General features: G+C 36.5%; 11 protein-coding genes. 9 read left to right on the top strand and 2 right to left on the bottom strand.

Translation table 11 applies throughout. The features are described from left to right. Nucleotides 1-20 precede the first annotated feature (20 nt). The 8 genes from PYW42_RS06885 to PYW42_RS06850 all read left to right on the top strand — a co-directional run bounded on the left by PYW42_RS06885 (nucleotide 21) and on the right by PYW42_RS06850 (nucleotide 8,030). Entirely contained in the window at nucleotides 21-944 is a 924-nt protein-coding gene (locus tag PYW42_RS06885; RefSeq protein WP_002381894.1) for a phosphate/phosphite/phosphonate ABC transporter substrate-binding protein, read from the top strand. Between the two features lie 38 nt (nucleotides 945-982). Continuing rightward, entirely contained in the window at nucleotides 983-1,756 is a 774-nt protein-coding gene (phnC, locus tag PYW42_RS06880; RefSeq protein WP_002381895.1) for a phosphonate ABC transporter ATP-binding protein, read from the top strand. Then, nucleotides 1,753-2,532: a phosphonate ABC transporter, permease protein PhnE gene (gene phnE / locus PYW42_RS06875; protein ID WP_002360273.1), complete on the top strand. Its 780-nt coding sequence runs from the start codon at nucleotides 1,753-1,755 to the stop codon at nucleotides 2,530-2,532. The genes phnC and phnE overlap by 4 nt, the downstream gene beginning before the upstream one ends. After that, nucleotides 2,529-3,311, top strand: coding sequence for a PhnE/PtxC family ABC transporter permease (locus PYW42_RS06870; RefSeq protein WP_002381897.1), 783 nt, complete (start codon nucleotides 2,529-2,531; stop codon nucleotides 3,309-3,311). Before phnE ends, PYW42_RS06870 begins: the two co-directional genes overlap by 4 nt. Nucleotide 3,312: 1 nt before the next feature. Further along, nucleotides 3,313-4,131, top strand: a complete 819-nt coding sequence (locus PYW42_RS06865; protein ID WP_002389125.1) for a metallophosphoesterase family protein — start codon at nucleotides 3,313-3,315, stop codon at nucleotides 4,129-4,131. A gap of 338 nt (nucleotides 4,132-4,469) precedes the next feature. Next, on the top strand, nucleotides 4,470-6,350 hold the full coding sequence (locus PYW42_RS06860) for a beta-glucoside-specific PTS transporter subunit IIABC (RefSeq protein ID WP_002389331.1): 1,881 nt from the start codon (nucleotides 4,470-4,472) through the stop codon (nucleotides 6,348-6,350). Next, nucleotides 6,350-7,759: a glycoside hydrolase family 1 protein gene (locus PYW42_RS06855; RefSeq protein WP_002389221.1), complete on the top strand. Its 1,410-nt coding sequence runs from the start codon at nucleotides 6,350-6,352 to the stop codon at nucleotides 7,757-7,759. Before PYW42_RS06860 ends, PYW42_RS06855 begins: the two co-directional genes overlap by 1 nt. A 109-nt stretch (nucleotides 7,760-7,868) precedes the next feature. Then, nucleotides 7,869-8,030, top strand: coding sequence for a hypothetical protein (locus PYW42_RS06850; RefSeq protein ID WP_002361843.1), 162 nt, complete (start codon nucleotides 7,869-7,871; stop codon nucleotides 8,028-8,030). 59 nt (nucleotides 8,031-8,089) lie between these two features. Here the strand turns inward: PYW42_RS06850 and PYW42_RS06845 are convergent, their stop codons facing one another. Then, nucleotides 8,090-9,070, bottom strand: a complete 981-nt coding sequence (locus PYW42_RS06845; RefSeq protein WP_002409960.1) for a LacI family DNA-binding transcriptional regulator — start codon at nucleotides 9,068-9,070, stop codon at nucleotides 8,090-8,092. Between the two features lie 18 nt (nucleotides 9,071-9,088). Further along, nucleotides 9,089-10,549, bottom strand: coding sequence for a sucrose-6-phosphate hydrolase (locus tag PYW42_RS06840; protein ID WP_002409961.1), 1,461 nt, complete (start codon nucleotides 10,547-10,549; stop codon nucleotides 9,089-9,091). A gap of 242 nt (nucleotides 10,550-10,791) precedes the next feature. Here PYW42_RS06840 and PYW42_RS06835 point away from each other — a divergent pair, with 242 nt between their 5' ends. Continuing rightward, the gene (locus tag PYW42_RS06835) at nucleotides 10,792-12,465 is read left to right on the top strand and encodes a glycoside hydrolase family 13 protein (RefSeq protein ID WP_002389053.1); all 1,674 of its coding nucleotides are present in this window, start codon (nucleotides 10,792-10,794) and stop codon (nucleotides 12,463-12,465) included. Nucleotides 12,466-12,470 lie beyond the last annotated feature (5 nt).

Raw genomic sequence — 12,470 nt, 5'->3', positions numbered from 1 at the left:
TATTTTTAGGAGGAGAAAAAATGCGTTTAAAAAAAGTGACATCAATTGTTTTGGGAAGTTTACTTATTCTAGGGTTAAGCGGTTGTGGCATGAGTCAAGCAAAGAAAAAAGAAGTAACATCAGATAAATTAGTTGTTCAATTTGTGCCTACGAATAATGATGGCAGTATGGAAGCGAAGACAAAACCTTTTGCAGAATATTTGTCAAAAAAATTAGATCGTGAAGTGGAAGTAACCTTAGCAACAGATTACTCGACGATTTCTGAAGCAATGGATTCTGGAAAAGTAGATTTAGGAATCATGCCACCTGCAGCCTACGTACGTGCAAAAGATATGCACGCGGCGCAAGCGATTTTAACTTCACAGTTGAAAGATTATGATCAAAAAACAGGGAAGCCTTTAGACAATGTTTTAGCGACAACCTTTAAAGGTGAAGTTTTAGTCCGTAATGATAGTAATTTAAAAGAATTAAAAGATTTAAAAAATAAAAAAATCGCAACATTGAATCCTAATTCTGCAAGCGGCTATATTTATCCTGTCGCTGAGTTAAAAGATTTAGGAATTGATCCCGTACAAGAAGCTACTTTAACTACGGTAAATGATATTCCCAGCGAAATTACTGCCGTTTTAAACGGCCAAATGGATGCAGCCTTTGTTTTTGAAGGAGCGCGAAATGTTTTTAATGCAGCCTTTCCAGATAAAGATTTAACCAAAGAATTACGTGTCCTTTATTTAACAAAAGGTGATATCCCTAACGATGCAATTGCAGTCAATCCAAAAATGTCAACTGATCTAAAAGAAAAGATCAAAGAAACATTTTTAGAGATGAAAAATGACCCTGAAGGAAAAGAAGCTATGAATTTATGGGGGCATTTAGGTTATGAAGAAGCAGCAGATGATGCATATAATACAATCCGTGCATATACAGAAAAAGCAGCAGAATAATCACTAAGACTAATCTAATCAATTAAAGGAGTATCAAAATGATTGTTTTTACTAATGTATCTAAAACCTATCCAAACGGGGTACAAGGATTACAAAATATTAACTTGACAATTAAGGAAGGCGAAATTGTTGCCATTATTGGTTTGAGTGGTGCTGGGAAAAGCACCTTTTTGAAGTCGATTAATCGACTAGTGGAAATAACGGAAGGTGAAATTCATATAAACAATCAGTCAATTACTCAGGCTAAGAAAAAAAAGCTGCGCTTGATTCGCCGACAAATTGGTCTTATTTCACAAAATTTTAATTTGGTAAAACGCAGCTCTGTACAAAAAAATGTTCTCTCTGGGCGTTTGGGCTATTACTCTACTTGGAAAAGTATCTTTGGCTTATTTACTAAGGATGACTATCAAAAAACAACGGCAGCTTTAAATGCTGTCGGACTTGTGGATAAACTGCATACACGTAGTGATGAATTAAGTGGCGGACAACAACAACGTGTCTCTATTGCACGTGCGTTGGTTCAACAGGCGCCGATCATCTTGGCAGATGAACCCGTAGCTTCATTGGACCCTATTATGACAAAAAAAGTGATGAACGATTTACAAACGATTAATCAGACACTAGGGAAAACTATCGTTATAAATTTACATTCTGTTTCTTTAGCACGGGAGTATGCCACAAGAATTATTGCTTTAAAAAGTGGTGAAGTTGTTTTTGATGGGATTCCAGAACAATTGACTGATACTCGTTTAGAAGAAATTTACGGAATGGCAATCTTTGAAGAAGTAGAAATGGCGGAGAACAACGTATGAAGATAAAAGATACTATCCATTTTCTATGGTATAAAAAACTATTTATATTGTTTATTATATTTATTTGTATAGAAAGTAGTATTGCTGTTACTGGTGCGGATTTTACTGAAATTCTTACTAATTTCAGCCAAATTGGTCGCTTTTTGCAGCAATTTTTCCCACCAGACTTTTCATTTTTACCCAAAATTATTACACCTTTAATCAAGACATTGGAAATCTCTTTTTTAGGCACGATACTAGGATTCCTTTTAGCAGTTCCTTTTAGCTTTTTAGCCTCAAATGTTGTCACAAAAAACAGAATAGGGTTGTTAATATTAAGATTTTTTCTAAGTTTGATTCGGACAATTCCGACACTTTTACTTGCGGCATTAATGGTGGCGATTTTTGGTATTGGTGAAGCAACAGGTGTCCTGACAATTACCATCTTTACTTTTGGTATGTTATCACAATTAATGTTTCAGGCAATTGAAACAATTGATTTAGGGCCAATTGAAGCTACCGAAGCAACAGGAGCCACTCAATTACAAATTGCTGTATGGTCTATTTTCCCGCAAGTAGCCAGTCAATTTTTTGGGTATGCTTTTTACGCCTTTGAAGTAAATGTTCGTGCATCCACAGTATTGGGTTATGTAGGTGCTGGAGGCATTGGGATTATTTTAAACACCTCCCTTTCTTTAGCTAAATATGATCGCGTGGGTATCATCATTCTAGTCATTTTGGTAATGGAAATAGTTGTTGATTGGTTGAGTGCATATGTTAGGAGAACGTTATTATGATCATAACAGAAATAAGTAAAAAGAAAATAGTATCAACAGTAGTACTAATTTTACTATTTTTCATTACACTTACACGAATCGATTATACAGGACTTCAAACATTTTCTTTAAAAATGGCGATAGATGTATTTATTGGATTGGGGCATCCAGATTGGTCCTTTGTCTACGATGGGAGTGGGGAAGATTTAGTAAGTTTACTTATTTTAACGGTTGCAATTGCTTGTTTGGGTACTTCTTTTGCAACTGTATTAGCAATACCAGTAACTTTATTTAGTGCCGTTAATTTGTGGCCATCTGCACCTTTTTTAACAAAGATTGGCAAGCTTGGTAGCCATATTTTACGCGCTTTTCCAGAATTAATTTTAGCAATTATTTTTGTAAAAGTCTTGGGGCCCGGCCCATTTGCTGGAGTAATGGCAATTGGTGTTCACCAAATTGGGATGTTGAGTAAGTTGTTCACAGAAGAATTAGAAAGTATGGATGAAAAATTGATCGAAAGTATGGATGCTGTGGGGGCAAATTTTTGGCAAAAGTTATTTTATGTGCGAATCCCTTCTTTACTACCTATTTATAGCTCTCTGATATTAAATCATGTTGAAATTGCTATTCGAAGTGCAGCTACTTTAGGCTTAGTAGGTGCTGGGGGCATTGGAGCACCATTAATTTTTGCGATCCAAACAAGAAATTGGAGTAAAGTGAGTATTCTATTAATAGGTGTTGTATTGACAATTTTTGTTTTAGATCAAGTAACAGAATTAATTAGAAAGAAATTGAGATAGTATGGATATTTTACATTTATCAGATATTCATTTTCGTAGAAATTATGAAAAAGCAAAAGATGGTTATAAAGGAATGTTAACCAAAATGGAAAATCCGTTGATTCGCTTAGAGTCCTCTTTAACCAGTCTATTAAAAATAAAAAAAATTGATTTAGTAATTATCAGTGGTGATCTCACAGAAGACGGTGAGCCAGAAGACTACGCTTTTTTAAAACAAAAGTTACAAACTATCTTACAGGGAATTCCGATGATTGTGACATTAGGAAATCATGATATAAAGAAAAACTTTCGAATTGGTTGGCTTAATCAAATAGGAACTGAACGACCGTATAACGTTGTACAAACTTATCCAGAATTTCACATTATTAGTCTAGATAATTCAGAACATGACAATCCTGATGGCCATATGAATAAGGAACAAAAAGATTGGTTACAAACAACTTTAAAAAAATTGTCAGATAAGCCTATCCTGTTAGTCATGCATCATCATTTGTTAAGGGAACAAAGTAGTATGCCGACATTGCCAGAAGCAGAGGAAACCATTCAATTATTAAAAGGTTCTGATATTTTAGGTGTATTAACTGGCCATACACATCATCCGTATTTACACCACATAAACGGGATTCCCTATTATACGGTAGCTGGCATGTCTTTTGTTGGCGAAGATGAAGGTCAGGGGATTGTAAGGTTTGAAGAAAATTATGGCTATAACCTATATTCTATTGACAAAGGTCGGTTTACCCATTTTCAAGTAAATTATTATAGAACAGACAAACTATTAGCTAAATTAAACATGCAGATAGATAGCTCTGTTTTATAATTACACAATAACATACCATAGTAACTGGTCATAAAAAATCAGTTTGCTATGGTATTTGCTATGTGGAAAAAGATTAAAATAGAGTGTAGTGCACGACAATTTCATCTTCATCTGCTTATCTTAGGTTCGTACACCTAATTCATTGATAATCCCTCTAAATAATGGTAAATTAAAAATAAATTCAATCAGCTATTCTATCGTGAGAAACATAGTTATTACGTAGATCAGATCAAAGGGACATTCACGACGAGCAAATATTGAGTGTGTTTGCTGAAACGTGCATGTGTGATTTGGTCTTTTTTATTGAGCTGTTATTTTATAGATAAGGAGTGGTCATCATGGACTACCAAGCAATAGCAAAAGAAATTTTGAAAGACGTAGGTGGCAAAGACAATATCGTGGATGTCACACATTGTTATACACGATTGCGTTTCGTATTGAAAGATACGAAACAAGCGAACAAAGAAGCCTTACTACAAACAGAAGGTGTCATTTCTGTTGTTGAAAGTGGCGGGCAGTATCAAGTGGTTTTAGGCAATAAAGTCGCGCATGTTTATAATGCTCTAGAACCTTTGTTGGCTCAGCAACTTACGACCAAAACATCTACAGAAGAAAAAAATTCATTAGGTAATCGAATTTTAAATACTGTTGCCGCGATTTTCACGCCTGTCGTACCAGCAATTGCCGCTTCAGGCATGTTAAAAGGAATTTTAGCTATTGCTGTGATGGTCGCAAACAATTTTTACCAGGTCGATTTAAAACCTTTGAATACGTATATTATTTTAAGCGCCGCTTCCGATGCACTTTTTTATTTTATGCCAGTTATTTTAGGTTATTCAGCTGCTAAGGTTTTCAAAACAAACGAATATATCGCCATGGTAATTGGTGCCACCTTATGTTATCCAACCATCGTTTCATTAATGACTGAAGAATCAGCGGTTACCTTGTTTGGATTACATGTGACCAAAGCCAATTATGTTTCCACAGTAATTCCTATTATTCTTGCAATTTTTATTTTAGCTTATGTGCAACGCTTTTTGGAAAAAGTCATTCCAGAAGTTCTAAAAATTATTATGGTTCCTACGCTGTCATTACTTTTAATGATTCCAGCCACTTTATTATTATTTGGACCGATAGGGATTTATTTAGGTGACGGCGTGAATTGGTTGTATTATTATATAATGAATTTGAGTCCCATCTTGTTAGGCGGTTTTATCGGGGGAATTTGGTGTGTCTTAGTCATTTTTGGGGCTCACCGTGGGCTTGTGCCAATTGGGATTAATGATGTCGCTCGAACAGGACGGCAAAATTTGCTAGCGTTTGCTGGTGCAGCAAACTTTTCTCAAGCGGGCGCCGCATTTGGCGTGTTTGTCCGCACAAAAAATAAAGACTTGAAAGCTGTTGCTGCCTCTGCAACAGTGACTGCATTATTTGGTATCACAGAACCAGCCATTTATGGTGCAAACTTGCGGCTAAAAAAACCGATGATTTATGCGGTGGCTAGCGGAGCAGCAGGCGGGGCCTTAATGGGCTGGGGCGGTTCCTACGGGACAGCCTTCGCTAACCAAGGACTCTTGACCATCCCAGTTTACGCAGAAGCAGGAACCAAAGCCTTTATTTGTTATTTATTAGGTTGTGGCATTGCTTTTTTTGGTGCATTTCTATTAACGATTTTTCTAGGCTTTAATGATTTACCGCTTGACGAGTCACGTCAAGAACCCGGCTTAAAGACAGAGGCAGGGACAGTCAAAGAAAAACAACGGATTCAAGCACCTGTTCAAGGACAACTCGTATCTTTAGACCAAATCAACGATGAAGTCTTTGCTTCTCAACAAATGGGAAAAACGCTAGCTATTTATCCGACAGAGGAACAAATTGTTTCACCAGGAAATGGGCAAGTGACGGCTTTATATCCAACTCATCATGCAATTGGCTTAAAGTTAGACAATGGTGCTGAAATCCTCCTTCACATTGGAATCAATACAGTCGAATTAAAAGGGCGGGGATTTGAAACGTTCGTAAAAGTAGGAGAAAGGGTCAGACTAGGACAAAAACTGCTCTCTTTTGATAAACAAATCATCCAAGCTACTGGTTATGATCCAACCGTCTTAGTCATCGTAACAAATACTGCGGAAATGGCTGTAATTGAGACAACCAAACAAACAGAGATTACACCACAAACAAATTTATTTTTCATGCAAGTAAAGGAGCAAAACTAATGGTTAAACAATTTAAGAACGATTTTTTATGGGGCGCTTCTTCCTCCGCTTTTCAAATTGAGGGCGCTTGGAATGAGGACGGCAAAGGCCTAACAGTCGCTGATTACAATTCTTTTAAAAAGTCAGCTGTACAAGCAGATACGAAAGTCGCCAGCGATTTTTACCATCGTTTCAAAGAGGACATTGCGTTAATGAAAGAATTAGGCTTAAAAACCTATCGTTTTTCTCTTTCATGGGCACGAATCATTCCAACAGGTGATGGCGAAATCAATCAAGCCGGCATCGATTTTTATAATGCTGTCATTGATACACTTTTAGAAAACGATATTTTGCCGTTTGTCACACTTTATCATTTTGATTTACCTTTTGCGTTGGTGGAAAAATACAATGGTTGGGCGGATCGTCGCTGCGTTTCCGCATTTCAACGCTATGCGCAAGTCTGTTATCAAGCATTTGGTGATCGAGTCAAAAATTGGCAAGTTACGAACGAACAAAACTTAATGATTCGTGTTGATGAACGAATGAATATGTACGATGTTGCACCAGAAAATGTTGAAAAAATTCGTGCACAAATGGATTACCATATGTTTGTTGCCCATGCGTTAGCGACGAATGATTGTCACCAATTGGTCGCTGGGGGAAAAGTCGGTCCCTCTGTTTCCTCAACGATGACTTATCCTAGTTCCAATAAACCTGAGGATGTTTGGGCAGCTCGTATGAATGATAACTTTAAAACAAATTATGCTCTAGAAATGTATTGTCTTGGCGAATACCCTGGTTACTATCAAGAGTATTTAACCAAATGCGGCATTTATCCCGAAACACAGCCAGAAGATCAAGCAATTCTGAAAGCCGCTAAACCAGATTTTATCGCCCTTAATTATTATCGGACGTTAGTTGCTAGCTATTTACCGACAGATGAGCAACACCCATTGGGTACGAAAGAAAAGGACATTGATTTTGATCTATACGGTTATTTCAAAATCGAAAAAAATCAACATTTAAAAACCTCTAAGTATGGTGCCCAAATTGATCCAACTGGTCTACGTTTAGTTTTAAATGATTATTATCGTCAATACCGTTTACCGTTAATCATTACAGAAAACGGCTTAGGCACACCAGATCGCCTAACAGAGGACGGAAAAGTTCATGATGACTATCGAATTGCGTATTTGCATGACCATATTGCTGCTTGTCATGCGGCTATTTCTGACGGTGTTGAGTTGTTTGGCTATTGCCCTTGGTCGGTCATGGATATTTTAAGTTCTCATCAAGGATTCAAAAAACGCTACGGTTTTATTTACGTCAATCGTGAAGACCATGAGTTAAAAGATTTACGACGCATTAAAAAAGATAGTTTTTATTGGTACCAATCAGTGATTAAAAATAACGGTTTACCAGAAGAATAATGACCAAAAAGGATCATCCGTTGGCATAAGCGGGTGATCCTTTTGTTTTCAAGTTTTGTCGTTCCGTGTTAGGCTTAAGTTAATAAACCCATTAAAGGTGGTGAGAGAGATGAATAATTACGATTTATGGAAATGGGCTGCCGGGAAACGAACCGAAAAAGATAAAAATGAAACCTATAGCGCCAAAAATTGGTGGTATGTTTTACTAATGCTCGGTGTATTTGTAGGGATCATGTTGTTGTATTATTTAATCTCTGTGCTTTGGAATTAAGGGAAAATGGGCAAATGAGGAATTAAGAATAAAAAAAGACACCTTTTCAGGTGTCTTTTTTAACAGGATTCAGACAATGATAGCTGAATTGGAATAGGATAATTTTCCTCGAGCGCAACATCAGGATCCTTCATTCTACGAAGCAGTAAGTCAATCATAACGTCACACATCTCGTCGATTGGCTGCACAATGGTTGATAGTTGTGGGGCAATTCTTTTGATTAATTTTGTCCCATCATAACCAATTACTTTTAATTCTTCAGGAATGGATATCTTCAATTTTTGAGCAATATTCATAACTGTAATTGCTGTCAAATCATCGGTACAAAAGATGCCGTCCACAGTTTTATTTTGAAGCAAACGTTCGATTTCTAGATTTTTTAATGTTGTTGAGGTCCCATTATCAATTTGTAGAATCGTTTTTTCTGCGCCATATTTTTCCATTGTTTGTTTATAACCAGCCAATCGATAATCGCTAGGTGCGCCTGTGTTATTAGCACCAGTAATAATTGCAATCTTTTGTGCACCACTTGCAAATAAGGCTTCAGTGGCTTTTTGGCCACCTTGAAAGTTTTGCGAAGAGACAATTGGAATGCCAGGTGCCAAGAAACGGTCAAAGGAAACAATAGGTAGTGAAACATTTTCATATTCGTTAATAGCTAAGTTATGGCTACCAGTGATTACACCGTCCACTTTATTTGCAGCGAGCATTCGTAAATAGGCGCGCTCTTTTTCTGGATCTTTTTCACTATCACATAAAATCACTTTATATCCTTGAACAAAGAGCTTTCTTTCCAGTGTTTCAATTAATTCACCAAAAAATGGATGACTAACAGAAGGGAAGACTAAACCAATCAGCTGCGTACTTTTTCCTTGGAGGCTTCTGGCTAATCCATTAGGTTGATAATTTAATTCTCCCATCGCTTGATGAACTTTATCAATTGTTTTTTGACTAAGATAACCATAATTATTAATCACGCGGCTTACCGTTGTCGGGCTCACCCCAGCAAGCTTTGCTACATCCGTTAATTTAACCACCATCAAAATTCACCATCATTCCTAATTATTCGTATTTTCCAGCTCATAAAAACAAGCTTTTGCCGTCTTGGATAGATGAAGATACTGTTGCGCTTTATCTGGAAAGAAGCGACCAGTCATCGTTTTTTCACCTTTATTTACATAGATTTCTGCAACAGAGCAATCAACAAAAATAGTTAACTGAACTGACTTATTTTTCCTAATTTTAGTTTCACGAATTGTGCCATACTTTTCAGCAAAAGGTTGGCCAGCAAATGTTCGATCAAGGGTTATTTTACCATGAATCGTATCAATTGTAATTAAAAGTCCTTTTGAACCCGTTTCGTTCGCTAAAAGCCGAATAAAAGCAATCTCATTTTTGGGAATATCCACTTCTAATTCAAAAGAAGCAGTAGATAAAAAATGGCAGCCATTTGATAAAATAGTGGCGGATTGACGAAGCATTTCTGTTTCAGAAACTGGATATTGAAATAGTTTCCCGTTGTGAATTGTGAGTTCTTTAACCAGACTTAAGCCATTTGCCCAACCCTCCACATCACTTGGGTAAGTGATTTCTGGCAACCCAATCCAACTGACCGCAAGTGCACGACCATCTGGCGCATTAAAGGCTTGAGTGGCGTAGACATCAAATCCTTCATCTAAATTTTCAAAAGGCCCAGCCTGAACTAAAGAAAGATTTTCCAAATCAAACGTTTCGGCCAATGTGTACATATTCGGATAGATATTCTGATAACTTTTTACAGATGGAGATAGACCTTGTGGGCAAAATAATAAGACAGGCTGGCCATCAATAAATACCAAATTAGGACATTCAACCATGTAGCCTAATTCTTGGTTGGTGAACGTCAATTCGCCAAGTTGATGAAAATTGTGTACATTTCGATCTTTAGAAAAATAGACCACAATTTTTCCTTGTCCATTTAAATCACTAGCACCAATTAATAAAACAAGTCCTTCTTGATAAGGAAATACCATCGGATCACGAAAATGGGAAGAATAATTGGGGTCAATAGGTAGGAATGGTGTTGATTCCTTTGTGATCGCACCTAAAGAATTCAGCCATGCAATATTTTGATATGCAAATCGTTGCCAAGTTTGATCACGAACATTTCCTGTATAAAATAAACATAGTTGGTTATCTATTGGTAAAGCTGAGCCTGAATAGACGCCATGAGAATCATATTCAGAGTCGGGATAAAGGGCAATTCCTTCATAATCCCAGTGAATTAAGTCGGAGGAAGTTAAGTGGGCCCAACTTTTTAGTCCGTGAACACTCCCGAAAGGAAACGCTTGATAAAATAAATGCCACTGGTTATTGAAATACGAAAAACCGTTGGGATCATTTAGTAGTCCTGTCTGTGGTTGAATATGATACTTAAAACGCCAACTAGATTGCGCGATAATAGAAGTTAGATTTTCGAGGTGAGCAGATGTCCAAGAAGAATAAGGCGCATAACGTAATTCATCAGTCCATTGGTTCATGATGCTTGACATAAGTAATGTCTCCTTTATTAGAAAATAGTAGTTAGTCTAATAGTATAAACAAATCAGAAAAAAGTCAAACGTATAACATATATAAATCTATTTAAATCAAAAGAATATTATAATTTACATTTATTTATGATAAACGTTTGACATATTACGCAAAAACGAGTATCATACAAAATGTAAAAACGGTTACAGAAAAAATTAACAGGACTAGTTTAAGAGTGAGGAGAACCAGAATGAACAGAAATTGGTGGCAAAAAGAAGTGGCCTATCAAATTTATCCACGTAGCTTTTCGGATAGTAATAATGACGGAATTGGTGATTTACAAGGCATTATTCAAAAACTGGATTACTTAGAAAATTTAGGAATTACGCTGATTTGGCTGAGTCCAATGTACCCGTCGCCAATGGCTGACAATGGATATGATATTTCAGACTATTATGGTATTTCTAGCGATTTTGGTACAATGGCAGACTTCGATGAACTCATTGAAGAAGCAAAAAAACGAAACATAAAAGTTATTTTAGATTTGGTGGTAAACCATACATCTGATGAACATGCTTGGTTTCAAGATGTTTTAAAAAATCCTCAAAGTCGTTTTCGAGACTTTTATATTATAAAAGAAGGACGAGAAGCACCTACAAATTGGCGGTCTAACTTCGGTGGTAGTGTTTGGGAAAAATTACCTGGGGAAGATGCCTACTACTTTCATGCCTTTCATAAAAAACAGCCGGATTTAAATTGGGAAAATCCTGAACTACGCAAAGAAATCTATCAAATGATTCGTTTTTGGTTAAACAAAGGAATTGCTGGTTTTCGTGTAGATGCGATTAATTTTATTAAGAAAGATTTGACTTGGACAAACTTACCTGCTGATGGGGCAGATCAATTAGCCAAAGTAACAAAAGCTAGTAGAAACATGCCAGGAATGAGTGACTTTCTGAACGAATTAAAAGAAAAAGCTTTTGCTGGTTTTGATATTGTCACAGTTGCTGAAGCGGCCGGCGTCAATTATCCAAATTTATCAGAATTTATTGGAGAAACAGGGTATTTCGACATGATTTTTGACTTCAAATGGGCTGATTTGGATGTGAAATCAGGAAGCGAATGGTTTTATAGAATCAATTGGTCTTGGAATGATTTACGCACATTAATTTTCAAACAGCAAGAAGCCATGCAAGAGGCTGGTTGGAGTGCAAATTTTATTGAAAATCATGATCAACCTCGAGCGACAACAAAATATTTAAAAGAACAGGCTCAACAGCCAAATGCGGTTAAAACATTCGGCGCCATGTATTTCTTTTTAAGGGGCACGCCTTTTATTTACCAAGGACAAGAATTAGGAATGACCAATTTTGAAAGGGGTTCGATTGATGAATTCGATGATATTTCTAGCATTGATCAATACTATCGAGCAATAAAAGAAGGATTTACGCCCAAAGAAGCCTTGTCACTTGTCAATTTGCGTAGTCGAGACAATGCCCGCACGCCTTTTCCATGGAATGATTCTATGTATGGCGGTTTTTCAAGCGTCAAACCTTGGTTAGGAATGGTGGATAATTATAAAGAAATCAATGCCGAAGCAGAAATAAAAAATAGTCAAAGTATTTTTCATTTCTATAAGCGGATGATTGCATTTCGTCAAAAGAGTCCCTATACAGACATCTTACTTTATGGAACATTTGAGGGACTATCAAATCTTCCAGATAATGTTATTGCTTATAAACGCAAATTAAATGAAAAAACGATTTACGCCTTTTTTAATTTTGGTGAGGCGGTTCCAATCCCTCATTATTTAGTTAATGGCACAGTTATTTTTGATACACAGTCTGAAGAACGAGAGCAATTAGTTCAGCAGGGAACATTATTAAAAAGCTATCAAGGACTATTGATTACTATAAATGAGTAGCTAGG

Origin of the sequence: Enterococcus faecalis, from assembly GCF_029024925.1 — a bacterium.
Lineage (GTDB): Bacteria > Bacillota > Bacilli > Lactobacillales > Enterococcaceae > Enterococcus > Enterococcus faecalis.
Note: the sequence above shows the minus strand (reverse complement) of the source record. Positions and strands in the feature narration are given on the sequence as shown.

What these genes read in the sequence shown, in the direction of transcription:
- PYW42_RS06885 (WP_002381894.1), top strand. Translation starts at nt 21, where the DNA reads ATGCGTTTAAAAAAAGTGACATCAATTGTTTTGGGAAGTTTACTTATT.
- phnC (WP_002381895.1), top strand. Translation starts at nt 983, where the DNA reads ATGATTGTTTTTACTAATGTATCTAAAACCTATCCAAACGGGGTACAA.
- phnE (WP_002360273.1), top strand. Translation starts at nt 1,753, where the DNA reads ATGAAGATAAAAGATACTATCCATTTTCTATGGTATAAAAAACTATTT.
- PYW42_RS06870 (WP_002381897.1), top strand. Translation starts at nt 2,529, where the DNA reads ATGATCATAACAGAAATAAGTAAAAAGAAAATAGTATCAACAGTAGTA.
- PYW42_RS06865 (WP_002389125.1), top strand. Translation starts at nt 3,313, where the DNA reads ATGGATATTTTACATTTATCAGATATTCATTTTCGTAGAAATTATGAA.
- PYW42_RS06860 (WP_002389331.1), top strand. Translation starts at nt 4,470, where the DNA reads ATGGACTACCAAGCAATAGCAAAAGAAATTTTGAAAGACGTAGGTGGC.
- PYW42_RS06855 (WP_002389221.1), top strand. Translation starts at nt 6,350, where the DNA reads ATGGTTAAACAATTTAAGAACGATTTTTTATGGGGCGCTTCTTCCTCC.
- PYW42_RS06850 (WP_002361843.1), top strand. Translation starts at nt 7,869, where the DNA reads ATGAATAATTACGATTTATGGAAATGGGCTGCCGGGAAACGAACCGAA.
- PYW42_RS06845 (WP_002409960.1), bottom strand. Translation starts at nt 9,070, where the DNA reads ATGGTGGTTAAATTAACGGATGTAGCAAAGCTTGCTGGGGTGAGCCCG.
- PYW42_RS06840 (WP_002409961.1), bottom strand. Translation starts at nt 10,549, where the DNA reads ATGAACCAATGGACTGATGAATTACGTTATGCGCCTTATTCTTCTTGG.
- PYW42_RS06835 (WP_002389053.1), top strand. Translation starts at nt 10,792, where the DNA reads ATGAACAGAAATTGGTGGCAAAAAGAAGTGGCCTATCAAATTTATCCA.